This window comes from Nocardia sp. NBC_01503, from assembly GCF_036327755.1.
Lineage (GTDB): Bacteria > Actinomycetota > Actinomycetes > Mycobacteriales > Mycobacteriaceae > Nocardia.
Genome location: NZ_CP109596.1, coordinates 3,687,673 through 3,714,636, shown reverse-complemented (window position 1 = coordinate 3,714,636; position 26,964 = coordinate 3,687,673). Strand labels below are relative to the sequence as shown.

The 26,964-nt window shown below is 66.5% G+C and carries 27 protein-coding genes; 10 read left to right on the top strand and 17 right to left on the bottom strand.

Translation table 11 applies throughout. The features are described from left to right. Positions 1-60: 60 nt before the first annotated feature. Positions 61-771, bottom strand: coding sequence for a hypothetical protein (locus tag OHB26_RS16615; protein ID WP_330185060.1), 711 nt, complete (start codon positions 769-771; stop codon positions 61-63). An 18-nt stretch (positions 772-789) separates the two neighbouring features. Here OHB26_RS16615 and OHB26_RS16610 point away from each other — a divergent pair, with 18 nt between their 5' ends. Further along, complete coding sequence (locus OHB26_RS16610) at positions 790-1,089, top strand: hypothetical protein (protein ID WP_330185059.1); 300 nt, start codon at positions 790-792, stop codon at positions 1,087-1,089. A 109-nt stretch (positions 1,090-1,198) separates the two neighbouring features. Further along, positions 1,199-1,648 (top strand): SgcJ/EcaC family oxidoreductase, encoded by a 450-nt coding sequence (locus OHB26_RS16605; protein ID WP_330185058.1) that lies wholly within the window; start codon positions 1,199-1,201, stop codon positions 1,646-1,648. Between the two features lie 61 nt (positions 1,649-1,709). Here the strand turns inward: OHB26_RS16605 and OHB26_RS16600 are convergent, their stop codons facing one another. The 4 genes from OHB26_RS16600 to OHB26_RS16585 form a co-directional block, all read right to left on the bottom strand. Beyond that, positions 1,710-4,478, bottom strand: a complete 2,769-nt coding sequence (locus OHB26_RS16600) for an ATP-dependent RNA helicase (RefSeq protein ID WP_330185057.1) — start codon at positions 4,476-4,478, stop codon at positions 1,710-1,712. 45 nt (positions 4,479-4,523) lie between these two features. Then, positions 4,524-5,147, bottom strand: a complete 624-nt coding sequence (locus tag OHB26_RS16595; RefSeq protein WP_330185056.1) for a hypothetical protein — start codon at positions 5,145-5,147, stop codon at positions 4,524-4,526. A gap of 89 nt (positions 5,148-5,236) precedes the next feature. Beyond that, positions 5,237-6,058 carry a helix-turn-helix domain-containing protein gene (locus OHB26_RS16590; RefSeq protein WP_330185055.1) on the bottom strand — a complete coding sequence of 274 codons (822 nt, stop codon included), beginning with the start codon at positions 6,056-6,058 and terminating at the stop codon, positions 5,237-5,239. 31 nt (positions 6,059-6,089) lie between these two features. Further along, positions 6,090-6,713: a hypothetical protein gene (locus OHB26_RS16585; protein ID WP_330185054.1), complete on the bottom strand. Its 624-nt coding sequence runs from the start codon at positions 6,711-6,713 to the stop codon at positions 6,090-6,092. A gap of 435 nt (positions 6,714-7,148) precedes the next feature. On the opposite strand from OHB26_RS16585, the gene OHB26_RS16580 reads away from it, so the two are divergent. Together OHB26_RS16580 and OHB26_RS16575 are read left to right on the top strand one after the other, a co-directional pair. Beyond that, positions 7,149-8,636, top strand: a complete 1,488-nt coding sequence (locus tag OHB26_RS16580; protein WP_330185053.1) for an MDR family MFS transporter — start codon at positions 7,149-7,151, stop codon at positions 8,634-8,636. A 126-nt stretch (positions 8,637-8,762) separates the two neighbouring features. After that, positions 8,763-10,376, top strand: a complete 1,614-nt coding sequence (locus OHB26_RS16575; protein WP_330185052.1) for a DUF6301 family protein — start codon at positions 8,763-8,765, stop codon at positions 10,374-10,376. A gap of 348 nt (positions 10,377-10,724) precedes the next feature. Here OHB26_RS16575 and OHB26_RS16570 read toward each other — a convergent pair whose 3' ends face one another. The 3 genes from OHB26_RS16570 to OHB26_RS16560 form a co-directional block, all read right to left on the bottom strand. Then, positions 10,725-12,218 carry an HNH endonuclease signature motif containing protein gene (locus OHB26_RS16570; RefSeq protein WP_330185051.1) on the bottom strand — a complete coding sequence of 498 codons (1,494 nt, stop codon included), beginning with the start codon at positions 12,216-12,218 and terminating at the stop codon, positions 10,725-10,727. Between the two features lie 206 nt (positions 12,219-12,424). Beyond that, positions 12,425-13,240, bottom strand: a complete 816-nt coding sequence (locus OHB26_RS16565; RefSeq protein ID WP_330185050.1) for a tryptophan 2,3-dioxygenase — start codon at positions 13,238-13,240, stop codon at positions 12,425-12,427. Between the two features lie 47 nt (positions 13,241-13,287). Beyond that, positions 13,288-13,509, bottom strand: coding sequence for a hypothetical protein (locus tag OHB26_RS16560; protein ID WP_330185049.1), 222 nt, complete (start codon positions 13,507-13,509; stop codon positions 13,288-13,290). A 59-nt stretch (positions 13,510-13,568) separates the two neighbouring features. On the opposite strand from OHB26_RS16560, the gene OHB26_RS16555 reads away from it, so the two are divergent. Next, positions 13,569-13,961: a hypothetical protein gene (locus OHB26_RS16555; protein ID WP_330185048.1), complete on the top strand. Its 393-nt coding sequence runs from the start codon at positions 13,569-13,571 to the stop codon at positions 13,959-13,961. A gap of 7 nt (positions 13,962-13,968) precedes the next feature. On the opposite strand, the gene OHB26_RS16550 is transcribed toward OHB26_RS16555, so the two are convergent. Genes OHB26_RS16550 through OHB26_RS16535 form a run of 4 tightly spaced genes read right to left on the bottom strand, consistent with a single transcriptional unit; the run spans position 13,969 to position 18,745 of the window. After that, positions 13,969-15,210 carry a glycosyltransferase gene (locus tag OHB26_RS16550; RefSeq protein ID WP_330185047.1) on the bottom strand — a complete coding sequence of 414 codons (1,242 nt, stop codon included), beginning with the start codon at positions 15,208-15,210 and terminating at the stop codon, positions 13,969-13,971. 2 nt (positions 15,211-15,212) lie between these two features. Then, positions 15,213-16,481 carry a condensation domain-containing protein gene (locus OHB26_RS16545; RefSeq protein WP_330185046.1) on the bottom strand — a complete coding sequence of 423 codons (1,269 nt, stop codon included), beginning with the start codon at positions 16,479-16,481 and terminating at the stop codon, positions 15,213-15,215. Between the two features lie 12 nt (positions 16,482-16,493). After that, positions 16,494-17,702, bottom strand: coding sequence for a GNAT family N-acetyltransferase (locus tag OHB26_RS16540; RefSeq protein WP_330185045.1), 1,209 nt, complete (start codon positions 17,700-17,702; stop codon positions 16,494-16,496). A 38-nt stretch (positions 17,703-17,740) separates the two neighbouring features. Further along, complete coding sequence (locus OHB26_RS16535; RefSeq protein WP_330185671.1) at positions 17,741-18,745, bottom strand: LLM class flavin-dependent oxidoreductase; 1,005 nt, start codon at positions 18,743-18,745, stop codon at positions 17,741-17,743. Positions 18,746-19,000: 255 nt separating this feature from the next. Here OHB26_RS16535 and OHB26_RS16530 point away from each other — a divergent pair, with 255 nt between their 5' ends. The 4 genes from OHB26_RS16530 (at position 19,001) to OHB26_RS16515 (ending at position 22,642) form a co-directional block, all read left to right on the top strand. Beyond that, positions 19,001-19,486, top strand: a complete 486-nt coding sequence (locus tag OHB26_RS16530; protein WP_330185044.1) for an FKBP-type peptidyl-prolyl cis-trans isomerase — start codon at positions 19,001-19,003, stop codon at positions 19,484-19,486. Positions 19,487-19,715: 229 nt separating this feature from the next. Then, on the top strand, positions 19,716-21,182 hold the full coding sequence (mftF, locus tag OHB26_RS16525) for a mycofactocin biosynthesis glycosyltransferase MftF (RefSeq protein WP_330185043.1): 1,467 nt from the start codon (positions 19,716-19,718) through the stop codon (positions 21,180-21,182). Beyond that, the gene (locus tag OHB26_RS16520) at positions 21,182-21,340 is read left to right on the top strand and encodes an SDR family oxidoreductase (protein ID WP_442942960.1); all 159 of its coding nucleotides are present in this window, start codon (positions 21,182-21,184) and stop codon (positions 21,338-21,340) included. Before mftF ends, OHB26_RS16520 begins: the two co-directional genes overlap by 1 nt. Positions 21,341-21,421: 81 nt before the next feature. Continuing rightward, on the top strand, positions 21,422-22,642 hold the full coding sequence (locus OHB26_RS16515) for an acyl-CoA dehydrogenase family protein (RefSeq protein ID WP_330185042.1): 1,221 nt from the start codon (positions 21,422-21,424) through the stop codon (positions 22,640-22,642). Between the two features lie 14 nt (positions 22,643-22,656). On the opposite strand, the gene OHB26_RS16510 is transcribed toward OHB26_RS16515, so the two are convergent. From OHB26_RS16510 to OHB26_RS16495, 4 genes are all read right to left on the bottom strand, one after another. Further along, positions 22,657-23,400, bottom strand: a complete 744-nt coding sequence (locus OHB26_RS16510) for a helix-turn-helix domain-containing protein (RefSeq protein WP_330185041.1) — start codon at positions 23,398-23,400, stop codon at positions 22,657-22,659. A gap of 204 nt (positions 23,401-23,604) precedes the next feature. Beyond that, positions 23,605-24,285, bottom strand: coding sequence for a hypothetical protein (locus tag OHB26_RS16505; protein WP_330185040.1), 681 nt, complete (start codon positions 24,283-24,285; stop codon positions 23,605-23,607). Between the two features lie 8 nt (positions 24,286-24,293). After that, on the bottom strand, positions 24,294-25,115 hold the full coding sequence (locus OHB26_RS16500; protein ID WP_330185039.1) for an SGNH/GDSL hydrolase family protein: 822 nt from the start codon (positions 25,113-25,115) through the stop codon (positions 24,294-24,296). Between the two features lie 16 nt (positions 25,116-25,131). Continuing rightward, on the bottom strand, positions 25,132-25,812 hold the full coding sequence (locus tag OHB26_RS16495) for a hypothetical protein (protein WP_330185038.1): 681 nt from the start codon (positions 25,810-25,812) through the stop codon (positions 25,132-25,134). A 67-nt stretch (positions 25,813-25,879) separates the two neighbouring features. Here OHB26_RS16495 and OHB26_RS16490 point away from each other — a divergent pair, with 67 nt between their 5' ends. Then, complete coding sequence (locus tag OHB26_RS16490) at positions 25,880-26,404, top strand: MarR family winged helix-turn-helix transcriptional regulator (protein WP_330185037.1); 525 nt, start codon at positions 25,880-25,882, stop codon at positions 26,402-26,404. A gap of 18 nt (positions 26,405-26,422) precedes the next feature. On the opposite strand, the gene OHB26_RS16485 is transcribed toward OHB26_RS16490, so the two are convergent. Further along, positions 26,423-26,947, bottom strand: a complete 525-nt coding sequence (locus tag OHB26_RS16485; RefSeq protein WP_330185036.1) for a hypothetical protein — start codon at positions 26,945-26,947, stop codon at positions 26,423-26,425. Positions 26,948-26,964: the final 17 nt, after the last annotated feature.

Here is a 26,964-nt window from a genome sequence, read left to right as displayed (position 1 = left end):
AACGCGCTGCGCCCCAACCGCATCGGTGCGGCTGGGGCGCGGGCAGGTCCGGCGCGGTAGTCAGCGGGTGGTGAGGGTGAACGGCGCGGTGCGCACGGTGTCGCCGTGCTTGAAATCGAGGAAGAGCCGGTAGGTGCCGGGACCGGGGACAACGGTGTGGAAGGTGATCTCGGGACCGGCGGCGGTGACGCCATCGCCGGGCTCGCCATTGGGGTGCACGTGGACGTAGGCCAGATCACCGGCGCGCAGGATCACCAGGTGCCCGTAGGCGGCGAGGTAGGGCTGCAGATCCGCGACCGGGTTGCCGTCCTTGCGCACGGTGAGGGTGAGCAGGCGGCCTTCGCCGGAGACCAGATCGCCGTCGAGGGTGACCTCGTAACCGTCGACCGCGGCGGTGCGCGCGGGTTCCGGGGTGGGCTGCGGCGCGTAATCGCCCGCGATGGCGAAGTCGGCTCCGAGGGTGATGGTCTTGCCCAGCGCGGTCGGCGCGATATCGGTGAAGGCCCGATATGCCCCCGCCGCAGGAAGATTCAGGCGCACGGCCCAGGTGCCGTCCGCGGCCAGCTCGGGGTGTACATGCCAGAACCCGGTCAGCTCCCGCTGCACCACGATGAGGTGCAGGTCGCGGTCGTGCAGTGACGTGTACTCGGTGACCGGTTCGCCCTCGGGGCCGAGAATCCGGAAGCGGAACTCGAATTCGCCTGCGGTCAGGATGGTTTCGGCCAGCTCGAGGGTGTAACCGTCCTGGCTGATCTGCAGGCCGCCCGGCAATCCGCCACCGTGTCCGGCGTGAGCGTCATGACCGGCGTGAGCGTCGTGGCCCGCATGCGTGCCGCGCCCGGCGGCATGGCCCGCGTGAGCGTCATGCCCCGCGTGCGGATCCTGGGTCGCGACCGCACCATGAGCTGTGTGGTCAGCGTGCGCGGCATGGTCGCCATGCGCGGCATGATCCGCATGCTCCGGTTGCGCGTGGTGTCCGGCGTGGGGGTCGTGCGCCGCGTGTGCGGTGTGATCTGCTGTGTGTGCGTGGGTGGTCATTTTCCCGGCCCCTCTCAACCGTTTTCGATCTTTCGTACGGATCAGAGTTAATACCCCCTAGGGGTATATCGGCAACCCCTCGATGGGTGAGGTGGATCACTCCCACCCTCCAGCCACTCGACTTGACCTGAACATTGGTTGAGGTTCCAAAATGTGGACCATGAGCACCGCAGCCACGACAGCACCCGTCATCGAGGACACCGGCGTCGATCACACCGCGGATACAGCCGCCATCACCCAGGTGATCGCCAATGCGCAGCAGGCGTTCAACACCGACGATCCGAACCTGATGGCCGCGGATTTCGCCGCGAACGCCAGCGTGGGCAACGCGGTCGGAACGGTGCTGTACGGCGCGGAGGCGGTTCGCGTGGCCTCAGCGGCCGGACTCGCGGGATTCCTGAAGGACCAGTTCGTCCGCTACGACATCGCGGATATCAGCTTCCCGCGACCCGATATGGCGTTGGTGCACAAGGTGGCTCGCGCGACCACCGCCACCGACGAACTCGTGGACCAGGATCCGGCCATGGTGGCGCTCTACGTCCTGCTGAAGGAGAACGGCCGCTGGTGGACGATCGCCCGGCACAACACCCCGGTCCCTCGCGCCGACTGACGGCGCGAGTCGCACCCCGCCGAGTTCGTACACCCACTCCTCGGCGGGGTGCGCTCTTCGTTCAGTCGCGGGGAATGCGGCGGGAGGTGCCGCGATGCGCCGGGACGGTGGTGGGGTCTTCCGGCCAGGCGTGTTTGGGGTAGCGGCCGCGGAGTTCGGCGCGGACCTGGGGCCAGCCGGTGCGCCAGAAGGAGGCCAGGTCCGTGGTGACGGCGATGGGGCGCTGGGCGGGTGAAAGTAGGTGCAGGAGAATGGATGTGCGGCCATCCGCCAGGCGTGGGAGGTCGGCCCAACCGAAGATCTCCTGGACCTTCACGGCCAGTACGGGGAAATCGCCGGAGTAGTCGATGCGGACGCGACTGCCGGAGGGCACCTCCAGGCGTTCGGGGGCGAGTTCGTCGAAGCGGACAGCCTCGGGCCAGGGCAGCAGGCGGCGCAGGACTTGACCGGCATCGACGCGTTCGAGATCGGCGCGGCGGTTGGCGGTGGCGAGTTCGGGGCCGAGCCAACTATCCGTATCTGCCAGTAGCGCTTGATCATTCATCTCGGGCCAGGGTGCGCCGAGAGTGCGGTGCAGGAAGTCCAGGCGCTGACGCAGCGCGAGCGCATCGGTATTCCAACGCAGCAGATCGGGTCCGACCGAGGCCAGACCGCGCCGCAGCGCCCGCTCCACCAGTACCCGGTCCGGATTCCGTAAAGGCTTCTCCGACAGGATGATCGCGCCCAACCGCTCGACCCGCCGGGCCACCACATCGCCGTCGACCCAGTCGACCTCATCGGCGGTGACCACCAGATCCGGTGCGGCCTGCCGTGCGAGTTGCTCATCGGCTATGGCCGCCAACCGAATCCGCCCTTCGGAGCAGCCGGGATCACGCGAAGCCCCGGCGACCGCGAGCCACTCCGCCTCCCCCACACCGGAACCCGGTGGCAACGACACGGCGGTACCACCGGCCATCAGATAGCTCGGCGACCCTGGCCCGCGCCGCCGTGCCAATCGCTCCGGATAGGCAAGCGCGGCAACAAGAGCCAGGTCATCGGTGGCACGCGCCGACAATGCGGCATCGGCGGCGCGTGGCGAGGAGGCAGCGGTCGCCCCGCCACGCCCTCGTCCATCGGCCTTCGGCTTATTGGTCGAACCAGTTCCAGCGCCCTCGATCACGCGGCTACTGCCCTGCGGCGTGCGGGCTGGTTCAGCTTCCGCACTCTCGACCGGCCTGCTACTGGTCTTCGGCGTGCGGGTTGATTCGGCTTCGACCCCCTCGACCAGGCGGGTCAGGCGGTCGACTTCGCGTTTCCAGCGCTGGGGTGGATCGGCGCGGAGGGTGCGGATTCCGGCGACGAGGTCGACGGTGGAGATGATGGTGTCGTCATCCAGTAGGGCCACCACCTCGGCGGCCGATCGGGCTCCGACGGCGGCCGCGCCGTCGAGCAGGGCGCGGGCGAGGCGGGGGTGCAGGCCGAGCGCGGCCATGCGGCGACCTCGCGCGGTGACGGTCCCGTCGGATTCCTCGGCCCCCAAGGCGCGCAGCACTTCTCGTCCTGCGGCGAGGGCTCCCGGGGGTGGTGGATCCCACCAGCCGAGGCCCTGTCCATCGGCGGTGCCCCAGCAGGCCAGTTCCAGGGCGAGGCGGGTGAGATCGGCGGTGCGGATCTCCGGCTCCGGATAGGCGGGCAGGGTGGCGTGCTCGTACTCGGGCCAGCAGCGCCACGCCCAGCCGGGCGCCTCGCGTCCGGCGCGACCCGCGCGCTGTTCGGCCACGGCGGCCGAAACCCGCACGGTCGCAAGGCCGGAGAGCCCGCGCCGATGATCGACACGGGGTACCCGGGCCAGCCCCGAGTCGACCACCACACGCACGCCCGGCACGGTGAGGCTGGATTCCGCTACGGCGGTGGACAATACGACGCGGCGGCGCGAGCCCTGACGCAACGCGGCATCCTGTGCGGCACCGGACAGCCTGCCGTGCAAGGGCATAACGTCGATATCGGTCAGCCCGGAGAGCTGCGCCGCGACCCGCCGGATCTCGGCCGCACCGGGCAGGAAAACCAGCACATCCCCGTCGGATCCGGCCAGCGCCGACCGCGTAACCCGCGCGACATGCGCCTCCACCCGCTCCTTCGGCAGCGCCGAAATGTACTCCATCTCAACGGGATAAGCCCGGCCGTGCACCTCCAAGATGGGCGCGCGCCCCGCACCACCGACCAACTCGAGGGCAGCGCCCCCACTACCGACCACCTCGGCTGCCTGGTCCGCACCACCGATCGCCCCGGGCGCGGAGCTCACTCCACCCAGCAACTCCACTGCCGGACCCGCACCACCCAGTAGTGCGGCCAGCCGATCGGCCGCGACGGTGGCCGAGGTGGCCAGGACCCGCAGATCCGGGCGCAGCCCGGCGCGCGCGTCCAGGAGTAGAGCCAGCAGCAGGTCAGCGTCCAGATGCCGTTCGTGGCATTCATCGAGCACCACCACGTCCACCCCGGCCAGTTCCGGGTCATTCTGTAGGCGGCGCACCAGGAGCCCTGAGGTGACAACCTCAACACGGGTCCCCGGCCCGACTCGTCGATCTCCGCGCACCGAGTACCCGACGGTCCCCCCGACGGACTCGCCCAGCAGCGCCGCCATCCGCCCGGCCGCCGCGCGTGCCGCCAGCCGCCGCGGCTCGGCGACCACCACTCGCCCGCTTGTCCCGGCGGCCAGGGCCAGTGGAACGAGCGTCGTCTTACCGGTCCCGGGCGGTGCGACCAAGACCGCGGTCCCATGCTCGGCGAGGGTCTCCACAACCTCGTCGAGCACCGCGCGCACAGGGAGATCAGGCAGTTCAGGCAGTTTCATTGCCGACCAGTCTGCCTGCCCGGCCCGGGCGCGCGACCGCCTGCCTCAGAACAGCTGTTGCTGATCGGCGGCGATGAGGAAGCCGTGGCCGCCGGAGTCACAGCGGACGCCGGCTTGGGTGGAGGTGCAGGCGACGCCGCGCACGATGATGGTTTGGCCGTACTCGAGGACCTTGCCGCCGCCCTTGTTATTGCCGGGCTTGACGGGACCGGTGGGCGAGCCGACGAATACGCCTTGGTTGAGACAGATGAACTTGGCTTTCGAACCGGTGATGTTCGCGGCGACGGCGCGATCCGCGCGGGTGCCGCAGTCGGGTAGTTCGGCGGGCACCACCGAGACGTGTTCGAGTTGGCAGCCGGTGCCGAAGGCGCCCTCATTGATGAAGCCGCACATGATGTTTCCGGTCGGGGACTGGAAGTAGTATTTGTCGCCCTGCTGGAAGTCGCGTGCGTCCACATTCGCGTCATCGCGGCTGGGGTTGGAGGTGACCGGGGAGGCCACGGTGCTCGGCGAGCCGTTAGTGCCGCCCGGCGCGGGGTTACCGCCCGAGGGGGTGGTCGCGGGTGCGCTCGCGCCGGGCGTTCCGCCGGTGACGACGGTGTCGTCATTGCATCCGGCGACCGCGCCGATCGCCGCGACGGCCGCGAACGCCAGAACCCATGCCCTCATGTGTTTTCTCCCGATTCGATGTCACCCCGAGCCATGAGGATGATCGAGCGGGAGCGCAGAGTCGTTAACCATGCGCACGATCGCCGACCTCACCAGGCGAAGATACCGGGCACCGTCTCGTGCAACGGTGGAGCTCCATCGGTGTTTCGCGGTGTCAGACTGAATATTTCGATATCGCGCCAGGGGTGCGCCCAGCGTAGGGAATCCATCTGGAAGACGATCTCCTCTCCGCATTCGGGTTCGCGCACGATGACGGTGTCGTCGTAGTACGCGTGCGTGGGCATGGCCGTCTCCCACATCCGATCGAAGTGCGGATTGGCTTGGCAGGCTTGACGGATCGCGGCGATCTCGGCTTCGGGGACGATGCCGAGGGAGTTCTCTTTGAGGATGTAGATCAGCCGGTGCACGATGGACTCCCAGTTGACCAGCACCTCGCGCGCCCGCGGGTCTGTCATCATCTGGACGATCACGTTCACCGGCCGATCCGGTGTGGCCAGCGCCGGGTCCAGCCACGGAAACATCTGCACCGCAAGGTGATTCGCACCGAGCACGTAGTACTCCGGAACCCGATGCAGGAACGCGGGTCCCGGCATGTGATTCATCAGATTGAGTTCGGCGGCGGTCACCCTCTCCAGCTGCCCGGCCGCGACGGTGAGGTCCTCCCCCATCACCATGGACCACACCTTGCGCCGCTTGTAGCGCGGCAATTCCAGTGCGGTACACCAGGATCGGATAGCGGCGACGGTGGGCACCCGCTGCCCGTTCTCATACTTCTCGAAACCGGAGCTGGACATGAACAGCAGTGCCGCGACCTGCGCCTGCGTCAGTCCGAGTTCGAGCCGCTGGCGCTGCATATAGCTGCCCAGCATCTTGTGTTCGCTGCCGTGGTTCTCGGCCGGAACGGCGCGCATTGTGCTCCCTGCTCTTTCGATCCAAGTCTGTTCAAATACTTTGGCGTGCACTGATACACGCGTCGGCGTCGAGGTCGGCGGCCAATTGCATAACCAGGTCGGCGGTGGCGGCCAGGCGCAGCGCATCGGTGTCGGGGGTCGGTACGCGCAGCGCCTCGCGGACCGCCGAGCGGATGAGCAGGGCGGCCTCGACCAGGGTGTCGGCATGGGTGGCCAGGCGCAGTCGGGAGATCTCCCGGGACCCTTCGACCGTATTGTGCTGGCGCGGAACGACTCGCACGATGCGTTCGGCCAGCGTCTCGGCGCGAATGAGCAGATCGGTCAGATCACCCCAGACCCGCCGCCGGCGTTCGGGCGCGGTCGGTTCGGCCGGGCAGATCTGATCGGATTCGCGCACGATCCGCCGGGCCAGGGCCAGGAAGTCCTCTATCTCGCGCATGCGCTCGGTACCGGGCAACTCATCGGCCAGCGTCGGATCCATCTCCCACACACCGGTGACCGTGCGACTGTGCCGCAGTAATCCACCGAGTAGGTCGATCACCCGAAATAACTCTCCCGCAACGGGTCCCACCGTGAGCCGGATCGCCATGCGCCGCTCGACGGCGATACACAACGCCTCACAGTCCTGCTGTGTGCCGGATGCGCCCGCCCTCATGGGCGAAAGCGTGGCAGATGGGGATTCACAGCGGCTAAAGAACGACACTGTCGAAAGCGCGACATTCCTTAAGAGCACGCCAAGTGGACCCGCGGGCAATCACCGGTCGATTCGATTGTGCAGTACTCCGGTCCGCCGCACACCTGCGCAAACCCACCCAGGTTGGGTGGGTTTGCGCGTGACCAGGGTCACCATGAAATCTCGAGGCTCTGAAAAGTCGCTGGTGAGCCGGTGAATTCGCTCACGCATAACTGATCCGGCGGGCGAAAACCAGGGGATTTGTGTCGGTGTCGACCGGAATACTGACGCCCGACCGATGAGTTGAGCGTCTCGTTCCCGTCTGTTCTCGTGTGGCGCCGGGAAGCGGGAGTCGATGACTCTGCGTCGGACCACCAATCGTCAATCGTTTCACGCTCACGTCCCCGGAGGTACCCGATGCACGCCGATATATCCGCACCCTCGGGAGCTCAGGCTTCCACGGGAGGGCGGACACCGACGGTCATCCGGCTGCTGGTGCTCGCGACCTTCGTGGTGATTCTGAACGAAACCATCATGATCAACGCCATCCCGCGCCTGATGACGGATCTGAAGGTCGGTGAGCGCTCGGCACAGTGGGTCTCCACCGCCTTCATGCTCACCATGGCCGCGGTCATTCCGGCCACCGGCTGGTTCCTGCAGCGGGTCACCACCCGCCGCGCCTACGCCATCGCCATGGGTGTCTTCCTCTTCGGCACCGCGCTCTCCTCGGTCGCGCCGACCTTCGCGATTCTGCTGGTCGGTCGTGTCATTCAGGCCGGTGGCACCGCGATCATGATGCCGCTGCTGATGACGACCCTCATGACGGTGGTGCCGGAGCAGGATCGCGGCCGCGTCATGGGCAATGTGACGCTGGCGATCTCGGTCGCGCCCGCCATGGGTCCGGTCATCTCCGGGCTGGTGCTGCAGATCGCGTCATGGCGCTGGCTCTTCCTGCTGGTGCTGCCGATCGCGGGTCTGGTCACCTGGCTGGGTCTGCGCAAACTGGAGAACATCGGTGAACCGCAGGCCGGTGCCATCGACGTGTCCAGCATGGCCTTCGCCGCGCTCGGTTTCGGCAGTCTGGTGTACGGCCTGAGCAAGTTCGGCAATGGCAATGTGGCGACCCCCGCGCTGATCATCGCCGCCGGTATCGCGTTGATCGCGATCTTCGCCTGGCGTCAGATTCGCCTGCAGCGCACCGGTGCTCCGCTGCTGGATCTGCGTATCCTGCTGGCCCCCACCTACACCAAGTCGCTGGTCCTGATGGCGGTCGCCTTCCTGGCCATGATGGGCTCGATGATCCTGCTGCCGCTGTACCTGCAGAACCTGCGTGGGCTGAGCCCGCTGCAGACCGGTCTGCTGGTCATGCCCGGTGGTCTGGCCATGGGTCTGCTCGGCCCGACGGTCGGCAAGATCTTCGACCGCTTCGGTGGACGCGTACTGGTCATCCCGGCCGCGATCGGAATCACCGCCGCCCTGGCCGGTTTCACCCAGATCTCGCTGACCATGCCGTACTGGCAGCTGCTGGGTCTGCACATCCTGCTGATGGCCTCGCTCGCCGCGGCGTTCACCCCGGTCTTCACCCTCGGCCTGGGCGCACTCCCCATGCACCTGTACTCGCATGGCAGCTCGATGCTCGGCACCCTGCAGCAGGTGGCCGCCGCCTTCGGCACCGCCCTGGTGGTGACGGTCATGTCCTCGCGCGCCACCTCCCTGCTCGACTCCGGCACCCCGGCGCTCGATGCTCACCTGGGCGGTATGCGCCTGGCCTTCGCGGTCTCCGCGGCGCTGTCCCTCCTGGTCATCGTGATGGCGGTACTGCTACCGAACCGCGCCCCGGCCATGGACCACACGGTCGCGGTGGACGAATTCGAGGACGCCACACCGCAACTCGTCAAGGACTGACTTCCCGATAGTCGAACCAATCAGTGCGGGCGCATCCGAATGGGTGCGCCCGCACTGCCATCTGTACGACCGCATGGACCGGGTTAGGGTGACGCGGTGAGTGCGCGGGTGGATGTAACAGGGGCGATGCGAATCGCATTGGTGGCGAAGACATTCGATTGGACCTGGTCGGTCGGGGATATCGCGCGATTCGCCGCGGCACTCGGATGGAGTGCGCCCATACCGGACGATGACGATCCGTCGGTGATCTATGTGGCAACCGATTTGGAGCACGAGGATCCCGTTGCGATGTTCGGCATCGACGAGGACGGCGAAATCATCTTGGGGGCGATCTTTCTCGCGAACCTGCCGCTGCGCCGACCGGCGGCCGCTCTGGCCGATACGGTCTCGGCCCTACTCCCCCATTGGGGCCCGTCGACGGCTCCGGCACACGGTGACGGCACCGGTGCGGCGTGGGTGCTGCCGCGGGTCGTACTCAAAGTATCCGGCGGCGAGACGGTCGAGTTGGTTCTGCAGAATCCCGCGCGCTGGCAAGCCCCGGAGCGGGAACGGTTGCGGGAGATCACCGTTGAGCACGAACGCGCGGGCGAGGAGTTCCTCGAACAGCTGAGCACGGTGATCGGTTCGAACCTGGGTGAGCGGCTGGGCGCGGAGAACGGGCGGTCGAAACTCCGCGGCACATTGAGCGCTTTCAGTCGGCGTGCCGGGCGCGGCACCTGGTCCCGGCGCGATATCGACGACCTCTACGAGGCTTTCCGCGCCCGCCCGGAGGATATGCGAGACGGCAGTCTGATGGCCACCCACGACAGTGGGTTGGGCTTGATTGCCGCCAAAACCTACGACTATCAAGAGCGGTACGGCTACGGCGAGTACTGCGAGCTCCGGCTGGTGGCGTTCGTGCCGCCCGAGACCTCGGACAGTTTCTATCGCCGGGCATTGGAGATCTGCGTCGAGCGGCTCGGTGATCCGCATCTGGTCGGTGGGCCGAACGCCTTCGCGCTCTGGCGATTCGAACATGACACCATCAAGCTGACACGCACGCTGGATTCCGATGCCCGACTACATGTTTCGCTGAAACCGACGGAGCCCTCCACCTGGGAGCAGAACAAGAATCCGCAGTGGGATCCCGAATTCGAGCCCGAGGATCTGTGGCGTGGTGTCGCCGATATCCAAGAGTCCGGCCCCGCCCTTGCGGGTATGTTGTTCTCCCCGGGTGATGACGCCGAGGATTGGAGCGAGCTGTACAAGACGCTCCGCGCCGTATTCGCTTCGCTCGCAGCCGATGTCCCTGTCCTACATCGGTATACGTCGGATATCGCCTGGAGCATCGCCGAAGCGGGCGAGGCCGGGTTCCTGGCGCGCGGGCGGTTCGCACCCGATGGCTGCACGGTGGAAACGACCATCCATGGACAGCCGCGACTGCATCGTTTGCCGCCGGGCAGTGCGAATGGCATCGAAGTGGCTGAACTGACCATGGACGCCGTCGAGGCGGCGAACCTGACCTCGCCCGAAGAACTGCGCTATACCGTCCGCGCGACACAGCCACCGCATCAGATCATGGACGCCCATTTCGGGCTGGAGGAAGCCGACGATGACGCCGACCTCAGCCCTTCCCAATGGCGGGGCAGACCACAGGTCGAGCATGCCTACGTCAAATCCGAGACGACGTTCGAGTTGGTCGACGGGGAATTGCACGAGATCTCGCATACGGACTTCGATCCGCCCAGGCGCGCCAGATAGGCCACTGCGAGCCATTCGGATTGTTCTGTCGCGAGTTGAACAGAGGATCTCGTGCGGGGTGGGGTTTGCGGCGCGGGTGCTTTCGTTGCCGGGATCGGTTGAGGAAGTGCGTGCGGAAAAGAAGTGGTGTGGGAACCTCGCCTGCCGTACCCGGCTGTCGCTCCCCCATCAGGTGCAGGAGTGGCAGTACCTGACGGGGTGACCGGCTGTGGTCCCGTTTCGGGACAAAACCCAAAAGACTAAACCCCAACGAACAAGCAGCGAAAAGACAAGGGCCGCAACGACAAACACCCGTGGCACCGGCAGGATGGAAACCTGCGGTGTCACGGGCGACTGGGCGGGGCTGCGTTATTCGGTGGTGGGTGTGGGGGTGGTGTGGCGGCGGTTCAACCACTCCTTCAAGCGTTGTCGCTCAGCGGCATTACGTGCCTGGATTCGTGACATGGTGGCGGCCATCAACTCACCGGGGTGGTGACGGTGATTCACCTGCGGTATCCCTGACGGGTTGAGGTGGGGTGGGGCGATCCACCCGGTACGACCCGGAAACCGGCTGTCCGCACCGAGTTTCACCGTCTTCCACCCACCCGGGCCGTCATGGACCAGGGCATGACAGCTGTCGCACGCCAGGGTGAGGTTCTCGATGTCGGTGCGTCCACCCTGGGACCATTCGGTGACGTGATGCACCGCCGAGAGGGTGGCGGGGGCGGTGCAGTTGGGGCGGGTGCAGCCCTTCTCGGCCGCGATCAGGGCCAAACGCTGTGCCTTGCCGGCCAATCGGTTGTTGCCACGACCCAGGTGCAGCGGCATACCCGCCTCGTCGAACACCGCCAGGTACCGGGTGGAGTTCGCAGCCAACCGCACGGCCTCGCCGATCGACAGGGTGCCCCCGGAGGCGGTCGTGGCGACTCCGGAGCGGTTCTCCAGGTCGGTCAGGCTCATGGTGAGAATGGTCCCGACCGGCAGGCCACGGTGGGTACCCGGAACCGCCGGGTCCATCTCGAAGCGCAGGAACGCCAGCAGCGCATCGTGATTGCGCTGGGCGGCGGTGCGGGTGTCACGCCCGGCGGCGGCCTCGAGGCGTTCGCGGTCGGTGGATTCGGCGCTGGTGCGCGGGCTTTCGGGATCTTCGGGATTGCACATGCCCGGGCGCGCGAGCTTGGCCAGGACCGGCTCGAACACCGCCCGCAGCTCCGGAGTGAGTTCCCCGATCAACGGCGACATACCATCCACGCGCTGGGTGCCGACGGTGATGCCGCGCATGCGCTGCCGGTCGGAGTCACGGCAGAGTGTGCCGTCGGGATCGACCCGCCGCAGGATGTCCTCACCCAGTTTGCGCACGTCGTCGGGCCAGCCGGTGCTCGCGTACTCGGCCAGACACACCTCGGCCGCCTCCCGCCGGTCGATATCGAGACTGCCGGGCAGACGGTCCATCACCCGCAGAATCCGAGTGATGTGATCGGCGGAGATATCACCCGCGCGCTGCGCCTGGGCGACCACGGCCAGTTCCGGTTCCAACACTTGACCGGGCAGGCGACGCACCGCGAGCTTGTCCGCGACCCGAACCCTGCGGCACGCGTCCGCCCGCGACAGCCGCAGCGACTGCTCCAGGTACAGCGCCGCAGAGCTCACATTCGCCTTACCGGGCAGATCGCGGCGGCGGGTTTCGTCCACGAATCCGGTTTTGACCGCATCCAATTGCCGTGTGACCTTTTCGGTCTCCCGCATGAGCGCGGCGAACTCGTCATCGGACAAAGGAATCGGCGACGCCGCGACCAGGGCATCCACCGCGGCACGCAGCGCCGCAACGGCGACCACGATAGCGGTTTCTCCCCCGGATTCCATAGCTTATTCTACCGTGATAAACACGGCGCCACCAGGCGAGTTCCCTTGTGATACAAAGCTATTCAGACTTTCGTTCTTTTCATCCTTTGTTCTGGCTTGTCTTCTTTTCTTCTCGTCCGGGCGTCTTTATCTTTTCGTTCTTTTTGTACTCCCGATCCGGGATGCCGCCCGATCGAAAGCGTGGCACCCGCTGTCGTCGACGGTGATCACAGTCGGCTCCGGACGGCCCACAGATCGCCGAACAGCGGCTGAAAGAGAGTGCCGCGCAGGTATTCCGCGCCCGAGGATCCGCCGGTCCCCGGCTTGTCGCCGATGGTGCGGCGCACCATCATCACGTGCCGGTACCGCCACTCCTGCAACCCTTCGTCCAGATCGACCAGCCGCTCGGCCACCTGCGCCGGACCCCCGTCATCGGTGTAGACGCTCAGCAGTACCTGCTGGATCTGCGGCACCGACGCAGCGGCGACCCGCACATCCCGCTCCAACTGCTCGACGGGAATCGGATAACCCCGCTCGGCCAGGTACCGCAGGAACGAGTCGTACAGCGCGGGCCGCGACATCGCGGCAAGAATCCCCTCCCGAGCCGCACTCCCTTCGGGATAGTGCGCGAACGCCCCCTCGTCCCGGCGTCCGAGCACCGCCTCCAACTCGCGGAACTGCGCGGACTGGAAGCCACTCGACTCCTCCAGCCGAACCCGGAAACTGGTGAACTGCCGCGGAGTCATGGTCTCCAGCACATCGATCTGCGCAACGATCACCTCGAGTATCTTCAGTACTCGGCGCAGCGTATGCAGCGCATGCGCGGTACTCCCGGCAGCCAATTGCCTTTGCAGCTCCGCCAATTCATGCAGCAACTGCTTGAACCACAGCTCGTACACCTGATGGATGACGATGAACAACATCTCATCGTGCTCGTCCGAGCGCGGGCGCTGCGCGCCGAGCACCTCCTCGAGCGCCAGATACGAACCGTAGGTCTGATCGGGAGATCGATCATCAACGCCATTTCGAGAGTGAGCAACCATCTCTCCGATTGTGCAGGCGGTGCGGCTGGGATGGCATCGGTTGGCGTTCACATATGGCTGATCGGATCGCCGAAGTTGAACAGCGAGCTCCATAGGTCGCCGACGAGATCGCCGAGTCCGGAGCCGGAGTCGACCCCGTGCCCGGCCCCGGGGGTGAGCAGGTTGGAGCTGCCGGAATCGAGGCTGCTACCGGTCCCGGCGGTCGCTGCGGCCATGGGCGCGAACAGCAACGCGGCAGTGGCAATAACTGAAATACTAACGATTCTCATAACTGTGCAGGGTACGTCACCCACTTGGCGAAGCAGGACCCTTCTCGACTGATGCATGCGTGTTGGGGCCACTCGCGCCCGAGTGCGGCGGGCTGCGCGAGAACTGTCAGAGACATTGTGCCGCCGGGCGTTTCGTCATGCTGTGCCGCGGCGTATGGGCGCGGGAGTTCACGCGCGATCCAACAGTCGATATCGTGCACCAACTTGTAACGAGCGCAGTCGATTTCGAAGCATCCGACCGGATCCGCCCCATACCGGGCCTCATGAGGACCGGCCAGTCCGTGACGATCTTCCAACTCGCATTGATCCCCGGCCTGTTGCAGCACCCCAACTATCGCAGGGCCACGATCCGGATCGCATTCCCGGATTTGTCGGCAGCGCGGCCCGACATCTCCCTTCAGGTCGTGCCGCTGGGGGACAGCTTTCTCGCCAGCGGGATCTGGAACGACTGACGCGGGTTTATCGCGCGGCCAGGTGCGCCTCGATCAGTTTGACGGCCTGGCCCGCGCCGTCCTCCGCACCGATGTGGGCGGCGACCTCGGTGGCGTTGGCGCGGAGGGTGGGATCGGTTGTGGCGGTGCGGATTGCGGCGGCGAGGTTGACGGCGGTGAGTTTGTCGTGCGGGATGGTGGCGGCGCAGACGCCGAGGTCGGTGAGGCGCTGGGCCCAGAAGGGCTGGTCGGAGTAGCTGGGGACGCCGATCGCGGGGACGCCCGCACGTAGGCCCGCGGCGGTGGTGCCCGCACCGCAGGAGTGCACGACGGCGGCCATTTGCGGGAAGAGCCAGTCGTGGGGGACGTCGTCGATGGTGATCACATCGTCGGCGGTGACGGCCAATTGGAGCCAGCCCGCTTGGACTATGCCGCGCACCCCTGCCTGGCGTAGTCCCTCGCCGACGATCTCGGACATGCGGGCGCTGTGTTCGGTGGTGTTGACCACGCTGCCGAAGCCTACGAAGACGGGCGGCGGTCCGGCGGCGAGGAAGTCCACCAGTTCGGCGGACGGCTCCCACTCCAGCGGGCGGGGCGACCACCAGTAGCCGGTGACGTCCAGGCCCGATCGCCAATCGGCGGGGCGGGGCAGTACGTGGGGTGAATAGCCGTGCAGGATGGGCCATTCGGCGACCGTGCGGCGGCGGCGCAGTTCGCGGACGGAGGTCTCGGGCAGGTCCAGAACGCGGCGGAAGTCGGCGACCACGCCACGGTAGACGGTATCGCCGAGCCAGGCTCCGATATCGGCGGCCAACCGGTTGCCGCGCGGACCGAAGGAGCGCACGCCCATCGAGGCGGGTGGGTAGGCGGAGGTCGCGCACATGGGCTGGAAGCGCAGGCCGATAGCCGGAATGCCCTTGGCTTCCGCGAGCGGGAAGCCCGCGCCTTCGGTGAGTTGAGCCAGCAGCAGGGCGTCGGCGGGTTCGTCGCGCAGCGCGTCGATCATGCCCATACCGGTGCCGCGCACCCCGGCGGGTGCTGCGAATGCCCATGCGGCCTTGAGCTTGTCGACATTCGGGTCGGTCATATCGATGTCGACATTGGTCTCCATCTGCCGGAATTCGAGTCCGCAGCCGGTGATCAGTTCCTCGAATACCGAGTGCGCGGCCAGCACCACCTCGTGACCGGCCTCGCGCAGCCGTACCCCGAGGCCGGTCAGTGGCGCGATATCGCCGCGACTGCCGATGCTGGTCATGATGAATCTGCTCATATTCACACCTCCACGGTTTCCAGGATCGAAATCCAGCGCGTCACAATCTCTTTCACGCGATCCAGCCCGATGCCGCCGGTCGGCGAATGCACCGAGTAGTGCACCGCGCGCACCCCGTCGTTCTCGCTCGCACCCAGGAACATGCTCAGGTCGAAGACGGTCAGGCGCGCCTGCTCCCGCGAGTGCGCACCCGGAATCCATACCCCGACATCACCGAGGAAGTTGAAGTAGAACTTCGGAACATTGAATTCGACCATCCGCGACCAACTGTCGGGGTGATGCCAGAACAGCAGCGTGAAGTCCTCCGGATTCGCCGGATAGTTGGCGATGGCGTCGCGCATTCGCTCGCCGTGACTGCCGGCTACCGGCCTGACCAGCCACGGGTAGTCGTCCGACAGCCAGGCGACGGTGCGGCTCAGATCGGTGCCGGGACGCAGGCGGCTGTACCGGCCGTGCTTCTGCACCTGAATCGGACGGGCCACGCCGGTGACGTCCTCGATGGCCAAACCCAGTGCCACCAGCAGTATTCGGGTGTACGAGGCTCCGAGCGCCGCGGGTAGTTCGTCGAGCAGGCGAACAGCCAGCGCGCCGTCGATCACCTCGTCTAGGTAGGCGGATTCCGGTGTGGCGGGCCGTGTTTCGATATGCGGTTCGATATCCGAGGCGGCCATCCAGTAGTCGAGATCGCCGGTGCGAGTGAGCGAGTACTCGTCCAAGAAGGCGGCCCACTCCGATCCGGTGATCGGCTCGCGCGGCAGCGAAATCTCTTCTCCCGCTTCCCATTGCCGGGCATAGGTGGCGACGTCCTCCCACATCACCCACATGGCCACGCCGTCGATGGCGATGTGATGGACGGTGAGCAGCAGGATATTGACATCCGTCGACCGGGTGAGCAGAGCCGCCGTGACGATCTTGCCGGTGGTCGGATCGAGTCGCAGATTGCTCTTGGCGGTCTCGACCTCCATGATCTGCGGAATCGCGTCGCCCGCCACCTGCTCGATATCGACCTCGCGCACGTCAACTCTGGCCGTGTCGATTTCACCGCGAGACTCGGGTTCGATGAACACCGTCGCGTCCAGCCCGTAGCTGTACCGACTGCGCAGCGATTCATGGGTGTCGATGAGCGCGTTGATCAGTCCGCGCGCGTCGTCCAAGCCCATGGACACCGGCACGGGGCAGGGAATGGTGATGCCGAAGACTGCCGGATTCGGATCCCACATGAGGAACTTCTTGGCGGCGGCGGTGAGCCGCCCGGGGCGCAGGGTCGTCATGGTGTCCTCAGGTCAGAAGGGGGTGATGTTGAAGGGCCGCCGCGACGGGGCGAGCGCCCGGTCGAGGGCGGCGATCGTGCCGTCGGTGAGTTCTTCGATTCGACCCGCCCGCCGCAATTCCAACGGGGTGTACGCACCGAAGTAGGCGCTGGCGAGTTCGGCCGGGCCGATACGCACGTCCGCGACAGCGTCCTCGGGAGCGGGTTTCCAATTGCCGCGACCGTCGGTGACATCGAGAGCGAAGTTCCCGGGACTCATTCCGTACGGGTCGTCGACCTGGATGACGCCGTGGAAGTCGGCGCGGTATTCACGCAATTCGAATGCCTTGGGCGAGTTGAGAATCCACATCCATACACCGGTATCGACACCGGTCACCGCGGCGACGCGCGGGTCCTGGAGCAGCAGCGGGGTCGGATCGTCCACGCCGGTATCGAGGTACACCTCGGTGTATTCGCCGTGCCCGAGCAGGCAGCGCAGCAGTTCACGGTGGGCGGCGACGGTGAGCGCGCAGAAGTCGTGCACCCGCACCGACTTGCCGACCAGGTCGTAGATGACATAGCCGTCCGGATGCGTGATCACGCAGGAGCCATCGTCATAGGTTGCGGGCCAATAGAATTCGCTCCGATTCAAAGCACCGGGCGTCTGCCGCTGCCAGCGGTCGTAGATTTCCCGCATAAGTGAGCGAGCGGCACTGGGCCGCATTTCCCGGGCCGGGCTCGGATCATCCTGCGCGGCACGCAGTTTCGCGCGTAGCCGGTCTATGCGCAGATGCCTGGTGTGACTGGCCACGCCGACCGCACCGTAGTTACCTCCCGGCCCGGGCATGGCCGCGAAGACATCCGCACCGGTCTCCAGCGCGATGTACATCATCTCGGCCTGGATCTTGGAGTACAGCCCGCGCTGCTGATGCGTGGTGGCGACCATGCCCTGCGCGCACGCGGCGACCGCGAGTTGCCCGCCGCCTGGGACCGTGACACTCATGCGGATCACCGAGCCGGTGCCCGCGACGAATGGCGCATCGGGGTTCGAGACATCTTCGGCCACAATGACATCGCTCAGCCGGAACTGTTGCTTCCAGCTCTCGAAGTCCTTGGCGTGCACGCCGCCGAAGGCGCGGGCGTAGCAGTCGCGCAGGGCATCCCAATCGTCCGCGCGGGCCCGGCGAATGCGCAGGCCGTCGACTGCCAGGCCCTCTCGATAGGCCATGAGATCGGAGATCATCGGCGAATACCTTTCGTAGGTGGGAATTTCGGGAACGGCTACCCGGCGGACGGGATGGTGGGCACGCCGATCTCCGGCAGCACCACCTCGCCCAGCAGTCGCAGGCTCGCCCATCCGGCCTCCACCGGCAGCCCGCCGATCAATGGATTCATCACGATTTCGGTACGGCCACCGGCGATTTGGTCGATCAGTTCGTCCGGACTCACTATCTCCGCGTACCCCCGCGCCCGGACGTCGTCGACGGTCGCCATCACGTCCTCATTGGGTCGCGGCACTCCGGCCCGCCGCCACGATCCGTATTCGCGGGCCTCATTGAGGATGTACGGCCCGTAGTCCCGCCAGCCCGTCTCCGGATTCTCATGCAGCAGTGTGATTTTGCTGTCCGGCTCGGGTCGATGGACGAAACCGAACCGGCCGAGCCGCTCCAGCTCGCCGAGGTAGAGCTGTTCCAGCTCGGGCATGGGCATGGGCGGGGAGAACGGCAACCCGAATCGCGCCGCGCGCCGGGCCGCCGCCGCGCTCATCCCGCCGACGAGCAGCAGCGGATGCGGGCGGGTACAGGGTTTGGGGGTGACGTCGATCAGGGCGCCATTGTGTTCGAACGGCACATCCCGCCAGGCGGCGAGCATGATCTCGAGCGCGGTGTCCATGAGCTCGCCGCGCCGCGCCCAGTCCCGGCCCATGGCGGCGTATTCCTCAGGGCGATAACCCATTCCGGCGACGATCGCCAAACGCCCGCCCGAAATATTGTCCAGCACCGCGATATCCGTGGCCAGTCGCACCGGATCATAGAGCGGTACCAGCAATGCGCTGATACTCACACTCACCCGCTCGGTCCGCGCCGCCACCGCCCCTGCAAGCACCAATGGTGAAGGCAGCCAACCGGTTCCGGAGAGATGGTGCTCCTCGCAGCTGACCGCCGCGAAACCGCGCAGATCGGCGTACTCGGCCATGGCCACCGCCGCTCGATAGCGGCGGGCGTGTCGCGCGCCGGCATCATCCACATTGGTCATGTTCAACCGGAGCGCTGCCACCACGTCGATCGAGTTCACCAGCCCAATATCGAACCCGGATCGGCCCCCGGCAACCGCTCACCTACCCCAGTCACAACCTCCCGTACCACCCACAACCACTGCGCGGATACCCCGCCCGGAGCGGTACCACCGGCAGTACCAGCCCCGGCCGCGACCTCCTCGCGGGGTACTCCATTCGGCATCGCGGTGTGCGGGGCACCGTGAGTGGGTACCAGTCGGGATACATTTGCTCGTTCCGTATTCCTCTGCGAAAGGGTCAACACCATGTCGATTGCCGCTGACAAGGTTGTCTCCATCGAGTACACCTTGACCGACGACGACGGTGACGTGCTCGACACCTCCGTCGGCGATGAGCCGCTGGTCTACCTGCACGGGGCGGAGAACATCGTGCCCGGACTGGAACAGGCCCTGGATGGTAAGGGGACCGGCGACGAGCTCGATGTCGTCGTCGAGCCGAATGACGGATACGGCGCATACCTGGCCGAGCTGGTCAGCACCGTGCCCCGGGATATGTTCGAGGGCGTGGACGAGCTCGAGCCCGGTATGGAGTTCCATGCCGAGGCTCCGGACGGCGATTCGCAGATCGTGACCGTGCGCGCGGTGGACGGCGATGACGTCACCATCGATGCCAACCATCCGCTGGCGGGCCAGCGGCTGCACTTCAAGGTCAAGGTCGTGGATATCCGCGATGCCACCGCGGAGGAGTTGCTGCACGGCCACCCGCACGGCGACGACGACCACGAGCACTGATGCCCCCGGCCTCCGCTCGGGAACAAGCGCTTCGGGCACTCCGGAGTCAGCTGCGAGCGGGGGCGGGTGGCGGTGTCGCGAAGCCATCTCCGAGCGCTCGAATGGCGAGATCCAGGTAGTCGGTGAGATCGCTGTCCACGCTGGTCTTCCCGGCCTCTCCCGTCGCAGGTGGCATTACCGGTGCGCTGATTCCCGTCGACGGCGGGCTGGCGCTGTGAATACTGACGCTGTGAATATCGGACTGCCGCAGGGATTCAGCATCGAGTTCGACACCGACACCGTGCAGGTCGACGACGGTACGCTGCGGGGCGGATCGCCCGCCCGGGTGCTGCGACTGTCGCCGAAGGGCCGCGCGGCGCTGGATGAATTGCGCACCGGACCGGTACGGTCCCCCGCCGGCGCGGCATTGGCCAGGCGGCTGACCGACGGCGGATTGGCTCATCCACGCCCGCCCGCGCCGATCGACGACCTCTCGGTCACCGTGGTCATTCCGGTGCAGGACCGGCCGGAGGAGCTGCGGCGGTGCCTGGCGGCGCTCGGCGACGCTCATCCGGTCGTCGTGGTGGATGACGGCTCCGATGATCGAGAAGCCCTGGTGGACATTGTCAAAGCCCACTCGGCCGAGCTGGTGCGCCGCCCGAGCCGCGGTGGCCCCGCCGCCGCGCGCAATACCGGTCTGGCCGCGGTCGATACCGACCTCGTCGCCTTCATCGACAGCGACTGCGTTCCCACACCGGATTGGATCGAGGCGCTCATCCCGCATTTCGCCGACCCGCTGGTGGCAGCCGTCGCCCCGCGCATCGTCAGCCTGGAGGCGACGACCTCGGCCGGAAGCTACGGCGAGGTCGCGGGCAGCCTGGACATGGGAGTGGCCGAAGGCCGGGTGACCCCGGGAACGCGTATCTCCTATGTGCCCAGCGCCGCGCTCATCGTGCGCCGAAATGCCCTGCGGGACATCGGCGTCTTCGATGAGAGACTGCGCTACGGCGAGGATGTCGACCTGATCTGGCGACTACACGAGGCGGGTCGGCGCATCCGCTACGAACCCGCCGTACAGGTGTTTCACCGCGAGCCGGAGCGCTGGATCGACCTGCTGGCCAGGCGATTCCACTACGGCACCGCGGCCGCGCCACTGGCGCGACGGCATCCGACCGCCGCACCGCCACTGGTCGTGCATCCGTGGCATGCCGCCACCATTCTCGCCGCGCTCACCGGACGCATCGCGCCGACCGGGCTGGCCTTCGGAGCATCGGTGCTGGCGACGCGCAGAACACTGCGACAGCTCGACCTGCCCACCGACGAAGCCCCCCGAACCGCCGTGATCGGCCTGCGTCAGACCTGGCTCGGACTGGGACGCTTCATGATTCAGTTCACCGGCCCGGGCCTGGCCGCCCTGCTCGTGGTGCGGGACCCGAGACCCGCCCGACGTCGATTCCGGCGCGTGGCCGCCGCATCGCTGCTGCTGGGCACCCCGGTGACCGCCTACTTCACCACCCGCCCAAGGCTGGACCCGATTCGGTTCGTGCTCGGCCAACTCGCCGATCACACCGTCTACGGCGCGGGCGTCTGGGCGGGCTGCCTGCGGCATCGCACCCTGGTGCCGATCACCCCGATCCTCGCCCGGCCGCCGCGCCGAATCGGCGGGGCCACAACACCTTCGACCGCGCCGCGGTCGACATCGGAAGGGCTTTCTTGATGGCCATCCTCGGGTTCGAGACCGATACCGAGGTTCAGTGGTATCCGATGGCCGAGCCGGAGGAGATCTCGCGGGCCGTGGTCTGGCTGGCGGGCGACGGCTCCGGCGTCATCACCGGCGCTCGGATTCCGGTCGACAAGGGTTACCTGGCTCGCTGAGCCGAACGGGAGCGCGGGCATCAATTAGAACGTGTTCTATATTCGAGGGACCGTTCCGGCGATCCCTCGGGAGTTCACGACATGTACCAGTGGTCCGACGAAGACCTGATGTTCCGCGATGCTGTGCGCGGGTTCATCGAGAAGGAGCTGAAGCCCCACGTCGACCAGCTGGAGAGTGGCGCGCTGCCGCCGTTCGACATCATCCGCAAGATGTACACGACCTTCGGGCTCGACGAGATGGCGAAGGAGGGTCTGGAGAAGGCCCTCGCCCGCGAGGAGGCCGGGACCACCGGTAAGCCCGGCGGCGGATTCAGCGGCGCCGGGAGCATGGGGGTCATCCTCAACAGCGAATTGGCCGGGGTGAGCCTGGGACTGGTGGCCTCCATGGGCGTGAGCCTCGGACTCACCGTCGGCACCATTCGCAGCCGCGGCACGCTCGCGCAGAAGAAGCGCTGGCTGCCCGAGTTGGTCACCATGGAGAAGGTCGGCGCGTGGGCGATCACCGAACCCGATTCTGGCTCGGATGCCTTCGGCGGGATGAAGTCCTATGTGCGGCGGGACGGCGCGGACTACATCCTGAACGGGCGCAAGACCTTCATCACCAATGGCCCGTACGCGGATGTCACCGTCGTCTACGCCAAGCTGGACGAGGAGGACGGCGTCGACCGCCGCGACCGCAAGGTGCTCACCTTCGTCCTGGACAAGGGTATGCCCGGCTTCGTGCAGAGCCCCGCGTTCAAGAAGATGGGCATGAACTCCTCCCCCACCGGTGAGCTGTTCTTCGACAATGTCCGCATCACCCCCGACCGGCTGCTCGGCGAGACCGAGAATCCGGCCAAGGGCGATGGAAAGGACAGTGCCAAGGAGTCTTTCGCCGCCGAGCGCATCGGCATCGCCTCGCTGGCACTGGGCATCATCAACGAATGCCACCGGCTCTGTGTGGATTACGCCAAGTCGCGCAAGCTCTGGGGTAAGGAGATCGCACAGTTCCAGCTCATCCAGCTCAAGCTGGCCGAGATGGAGATCGCCCGAATCAATGTGCAGAACATGGTGTTCAACGCCATCGAGCGCACCGCGGCGGGGCAGAAGGTGTCGCTCGCCGAGGCTTCGGCCATGAAGCTGTACTCCTCCCGCGCCGCCACCGAGGTCGCCATGGAGGCGGTCCAATTGTTCGGCGGCAACGGCTATATGGCCGAGTACAAGGTGGAACAGCTTGCGCGCGATGCCAAGTCGCTGATGATCTACGCGGGCAGCAATGAAATCCAGGTCACCCATATCGCCAAGGGCCTGCTCAGCCGGTAGCGGCTGGCGTACTCCTACCTCGGGTCGCCCTCCGCATCGCGAACCGGGACCAAGCGGTAGGTGAGCCACGGGCTGTGCGGCAGATGGGGTTTGTCGATCTTGATGCAGAGGTTTCGAGTATCGGCGGAGCCCGGGGCGGCGACTCGGATCACGGGGTTCAGTGCCTCATGGACGGGTGGGTCGGTGGAGTACATGCGGTCGAAGTCCGGATGTACTCCACAGCGGGTGACGATCTCCTCGATCACGGTCTCCGACAGCACGATCGGGCCCATCATGCGCAGGCCGTAGGTGAAGCCGTGCGCCAGTCGCGCCCAATCCAGGAGCACCTCCTGTGCGGACGGCTCGGTGAACAGGTATGTGAACAGGTTCGGCTTGGCGGCGGATTCGGGAAACGCCTCGCGCCACGCGGTATTGAAACCGAGAATGTCGCCCTCTGGCAGCATGAGGTACGCCGCCGGATAGGGCAGGTACTCGAGATCGGCGCGGGCATCGGCATCGGGTGCCGCGGTGGTGCGGCCCAGAATGCGATCCAGGGCGCCCGGATAGAGCGCGGCGATGATCCGCTCCCGATAGAGGTAGGGAATCGCCAGGGCGTCGAAGAGCGCACCCGCGAATTCCAGGCTCGGCACCAGTGACCCCGCCTCGACCTTCTCGATCGCCGACTTCGACCATCCGGTCGTCTTGGCCAACTGCGCCTGCGTCACGCCCAGAGCGTCGCGTCGCGAACGCACGAATACGGCCAGTTGCCCTTTGGACATGCACCTCAACCTTGCTTTGTCATACGAGTCACAGTGGAAAAAGCCCTGGTGTCGCACCTCTGGTGCGACATGAGCGCATTGACTTTCCCACAACCCGACAAGAGGCTTGACCGGGTCCTGGAACCTGATCGCCCGGCTGCCCTCCGGTGCACGTCAGGTGGCTGGTGCGTTGGCGGGGAACGCACCAGCCGCCAGCCTTCGCCGCTACGGCATGGGTGCGGTGATGGTGGTGAAGTACTGCGCCGCCGCCAGGACGGCGATCGGTGCGGTGACGAACAGCTGCCCCGCGATGGTCCCCAGCGTGCCGATGGCCGCCACCCCGCTGAGACAGCCGATGGCCGCGGCGGGCAGGAAGGAACCGAAGAGCCCGACGATGGTCGCGGCGGCGACCGTCGCCGCCGCCGCCCCGCCGAGCACGCATCCGACCGCGGCGCCACCGAGTCCGCCGATGAGGGTGCCCAGGATCGCGCCCATTGCGATGGTGCTGCTCAAGCGATTCCACGCGGCCTGTTCGCGCTGATACGGGGTTTGGAAACCGGCCGAATCCTCGAAGGGCAGGGCGACCGGGGTGTAGACGGCATGATCGAGATCCAGGCGCGGGGTGAGGGTGGCGGCGCCGGCGGTGATGTCCGCATCGATCGGGAAGGTGAAATCGTCTACCCGGAAGGACATTTCGGCTCCGGCGAGCACGGTGTGATCGGGCGCTTCGAAGGTGAGGACACCGTCGCGCAGGGCGATCGTACCGTTCTCGATGGTGAGGACGGCGGTATCGCCGATCTGGGTGGCGGTCACACCTGTCTCGACGGGATCCGCCGCGGCCACCGGCTGTGCGGTGAGAATTCCGGCGGTGAGTACGACCGCCGGGGCGAACATTTCGAATCGCATTGTCTACCTCAGGAAATCGCGGTGAGTGCCGACACGACAGCCCGCGTGACCGCGACCTGACCCGCCGGAGTGAGATGTACGCCGTCGGGCTCGAAGAGGCGATGGGCCGAGTTGGGGCGGGTGACCGCGAGCGTATCGATCACGGGCTCCGGACGATCCCGCAGTACCCGGGCGGTCTCTTCGGCATCCTTTGCGCGCCAGCCGATTCCGGCCTGACGGAAGGGTGGGAAGGTGGCGGTCAGGGCCTCGTCCAGATCCGTGGGGGTGAGCCAGATCCAGCGCGCACCGCTCAGGCGGACACCCTCGTCGTGCAGCAGACCGAGATTGCGTGCGGTCTCCTCGGCGCTGACCACGCGCGGACCGTCATCGCCCAGGCGCTGGGCGTCATTGGCCCCCAGTTGACACAAGACCCAGTCGGGGCGTTGAAAGCCTAGTGCGGCAATACTTTTCAACGCCTGGGTGGTGGTGGATCCGGCGACCGCGAGGTTGGTGAGGGTGATCGCATCGCCCGGTCGGCGTAGTTCGAGCAGATGACGCAGAATCTCGAACCAGGAGAGTCGGTCCGCGGTACTGCTCTCCCCGACCGCCAGCACCCGGGCACCGGGCGCGAACGGCAACCGATCGACCTGGCTGGCGACCTCCGGCTCGGTCAGCAGATCCGCCGCGGTCGCGCGCGCCTCGGTGGCGAAATCGGCACGCATCGAATGATATTCATCGCCCCGCAAGCCGAACAGCGCGGCGATGGTGGCATCTTCGATGCCATTGAGATAGGGCAGCGACAGTTCCGGTCGCTGGAATCGGACCAGTTTGGCGGCCAATTCGGTGGTCATGATCATTCCTCCTGGATTACGGACGGGAGAGCAGAAAGCCGACGGTGATCAGCCACGCCATTCCGGTGAAGCGGGCGATGGGCAGCAGGAAGGCCGCGGCGGTGAAGGCGAGTGCCGAGGTGCTGCACAGCGCGATCAAGGCGATCACCAGTCCGACGGCGAAAAGCCAAGGGGCGAGCCGTCTTTGCGACTGCGCACCGAGAGCGATACCCGCGATGAGCAGGCCGGTCGACACCACATTGGCGGGCCCGCCGACCAGGAAGGCGAGTGTGTGCATGGCGCGGACCAACGCCGGATCGCCGGTTACCGCGGGCAGGGTGAGCACCCAGCTGACCGCTCCCGAGCAGAACAGGAAGGCGGCGGCGAGGGTGCCCCCGATCGCGGCGAGCGTGGGCGCGAATCCGTCGGCGCTCCGGCGCAGCCGAGCCGCGACCGCGGCCGTGTAGAGGGTCAGCGGAATGGCGCTCGCGAATTGCAGTAGCGCGCCGGTGCGCACGGCCGCCGGGTGGTCGCGGAAGTAGTCCAGCGCCTCGCCCGCATTGCCGAAGGGCGAAGGAAATGGGCTTCCACCGGCGCGGATGGTGCTGATCACGAGTCCGGCGACGAATACCCCGGCGAAGGCCGCGCCGAGGACTCCGAGCGGCGGTTCGGCGGTGGCCGGGGGGCGATCGATGCGGGATGTGGCTGGAATGGCCATGTCAATCCGTTCTCAGATATGAATCATTCTCTTCAGTGAACGATTATCTGATGTGTACGATAACGCCGTGTTCGAACCGGAGCAAGAGGATGTGAAAAAGACGCAGCTGGTCCGCCCGATGCGCGCGGTGGCATTCCAGCTCGCCCAGCTCGGCGCGCACGCCACCCAGCGCTTCTCCGAGCGCATAGCCGAAATCGGGCTCACCCCACCGGAAGTCGGCATTCTGCGGATGATCGCCGCCGAACCCGGCCGCAGTCAGCGCGCCCTCGCCGCCGAATTGGGCGTGGTACCCAGCCGCGTGGTGGCCCTGATCGATCCACTCGATGCCAAGGGCCTCATCGAACGCCGGCGCAGCGCCACCGACCGGCGCAACCACGAACTACATCTCACCCCCGCGGCCGGAGAACTCCTGGCTCGCATCGCCAGTGTGGCCCTGGCGCATGAAAAAGAAATAACCGCAACACTTTCCGATGCCGAGTACACCCGGCTGGCCGACCTGCTCAACCGACTGGTGGACGCCCGCGACCTGACCCCCGGCGTCCACCCCGGCTACCGCACCACCCCGAATCCGGCGGCTACCGATCCCCCGTGAACATCGATATCGATCGGCCTACGGCACGAAGACTTCGGTCGAGGCCGGAATATTCGGCCGATCGGTACGCACGGTCAACTGGACGCGACCCGAACCGGTATCCGCGAGCACGATCGCCGGGGTCGAGCGCTGACCGGCCGGAATGAAGCGGGTCACGCTGCCGGTCTGACCGCTGTCGAGGTTATGCCAATCCACGACCGCGTTCACATCGCAGGCCAGCAATTGCGGTCCCCACTCACCCACCGGTGAAAACCCCTGCGTAATACGCAATACGACCGCATGCGCGGCTCCGGGCGCTTCGGAGTATCGGTAGAGCGGACCGTCGAAGGCGGTGCCACCGGCGGACAGCATGCCCGCGCACACACCATTGCCGAGCGTGAAGATCGGGCTGAGATTGAAGTCGGTCTTGGCGCAGGTCCGCGGACCCACATTCGACCAACCGAGCTGGCATTCGTCACCGGCATCGGCCGTCGCGGGACCGGCTACCGCAAGACCCGAACCGATCAGCGCGGCTGCGGCCACACCCAGGAATATGCGTTTCATCGTCGTACTCCCTCAAT

Excerpts from the sequence above, each read along its gene's own strand:
- OHB26_RS16605 (WP_330185058.1), top strand. The coding sequence starts at position 1,199 with ATGAGCACCGCAGCCACGACAGCACCCGTCATCGAGGACACCGGCGTC.
- OHB26_RS16600 (WP_330185057.1), bottom strand. The coding sequence starts at position 4,478 with ATGAAACTGCCTGAACTGCCTGATCTCCCTGTGCGCGCGGTGCTCGAC.
- OHB26_RS16595 (WP_330185056.1), bottom strand. The coding sequence starts at position 5,147 with ATGAGGGCATGGGTTCTGGCGTTCGCGGCCGTCGCGGCGATCGGCGCG.
- OHB26_RS16590 (WP_330185055.1), bottom strand. The coding sequence starts at position 6,058 with ATGCGCGCCGTTCCGGCCGAGAACCACGGCAGCGAACACAAGATGCTG.
- OHB26_RS16585 (WP_330185054.1), bottom strand. The coding sequence starts at position 6,713 with ATGAGGGCGGGCGCATCCGGCACACAGCAGGACTGTGAGGCGTTGTGT.
- OHB26_RS16580 (WP_330185053.1), top strand. The coding sequence starts at position 7,149 with ATGCACGCCGATATATCCGCACCCTCGGGAGCTCAGGCTTCCACGGGA.
- OHB26_RS16575 (WP_330185052.1), top strand. The coding sequence starts at position 8,763 with ATGCGAATCGCATTGGTGGCGAAGACATTCGATTGGACCTGGTCGGTC.
- OHB26_RS16570 (WP_330185051.1), bottom strand. The coding sequence starts at position 12,218 with ATGGAATCCGGGGGAGAAACCGCTATCGTGGTCGCCGTTGCGGCGCTG.
- OHB26_RS16565 (WP_330185050.1), bottom strand. The coding sequence starts at position 13,240 with ATGGTTGCTCACTCTCGAAATGGCGTTGATGATCGATCTCCCGATCAG.
- OHB26_RS16560 (WP_330185049.1), bottom strand. The coding sequence starts at position 13,509 with ATGAGAATCGTTAGTATTTCAGTTATTGCCACTGCCGCGTTGCTGTTC.
- OHB26_RS16550 (WP_330185047.1), bottom strand. The coding sequence starts at position 15,210 with ATGAGCAGATTCATCATGACCAGCATCGGCAGTCGCGGCGATATCGCG.
- OHB26_RS16545 (WP_330185046.1), bottom strand. The coding sequence starts at position 16,481 with ATGACGACCCTGCGCCCCGGGCGGCTCACCGCCGCCGCCAAGAAGTTC.
- OHB26_RS16540 (WP_330185045.1), bottom strand. The coding sequence starts at position 17,702 with ATGATCTCCGATCTCATGGCCTATCGAGAGGGCCTGGCAGTCGACGGC.
- OHB26_RS16530 (WP_330185044.1), top strand. The coding sequence starts at position 19,001 with ATGTCGATTGCCGCTGACAAGGTTGTCTCCATCGAGTACACCTTGACC.
- OHB26_RS16520 (WP_442942960.1), top strand. The coding sequence starts at position 21,182 with ATGGCCATCCTCGGGTTCGAGACCGATACCGAGGTTCAGTGGTATCCG.
- OHB26_RS16515 (WP_330185042.1), top strand. The coding sequence starts at position 21,422 with ATGTACCAGTGGTCCGACGAAGACCTGATGTTCCGCGATGCTGTGCGC.
- OHB26_RS16510 (WP_330185041.1), bottom strand. The coding sequence starts at position 23,400 with ATGTCCAAAGGGCAACTGGCCGTATTCGTGCGTTCGCGACGCGACGCT.
- OHB26_RS16505 (WP_330185040.1), bottom strand. The coding sequence starts at position 24,285 with ATGCGATTCGAAATGTTCGCCCCGGCGGTCGTACTCACCGCCGGAATT.
- OHB26_RS16500 (WP_330185039.1), bottom strand. The coding sequence starts at position 25,115 with ATGACCACCGAATTGGCCGCCAAACTGGTCCGATTCCAGCGACCGGAA.
- OHB26_RS16495 (WP_330185038.1), bottom strand. The coding sequence starts at position 25,812 with ATGGCCATTCCAGCCACATCCCGCATCGATCGCCCCCCGGCCACCGCC.
- OHB26_RS16485 (WP_330185036.1), bottom strand. The coding sequence starts at position 26,947 with ATGAAACGCATATTCCTGGGTGTGGCCGCAGCCGCGCTGATCGGTTCG.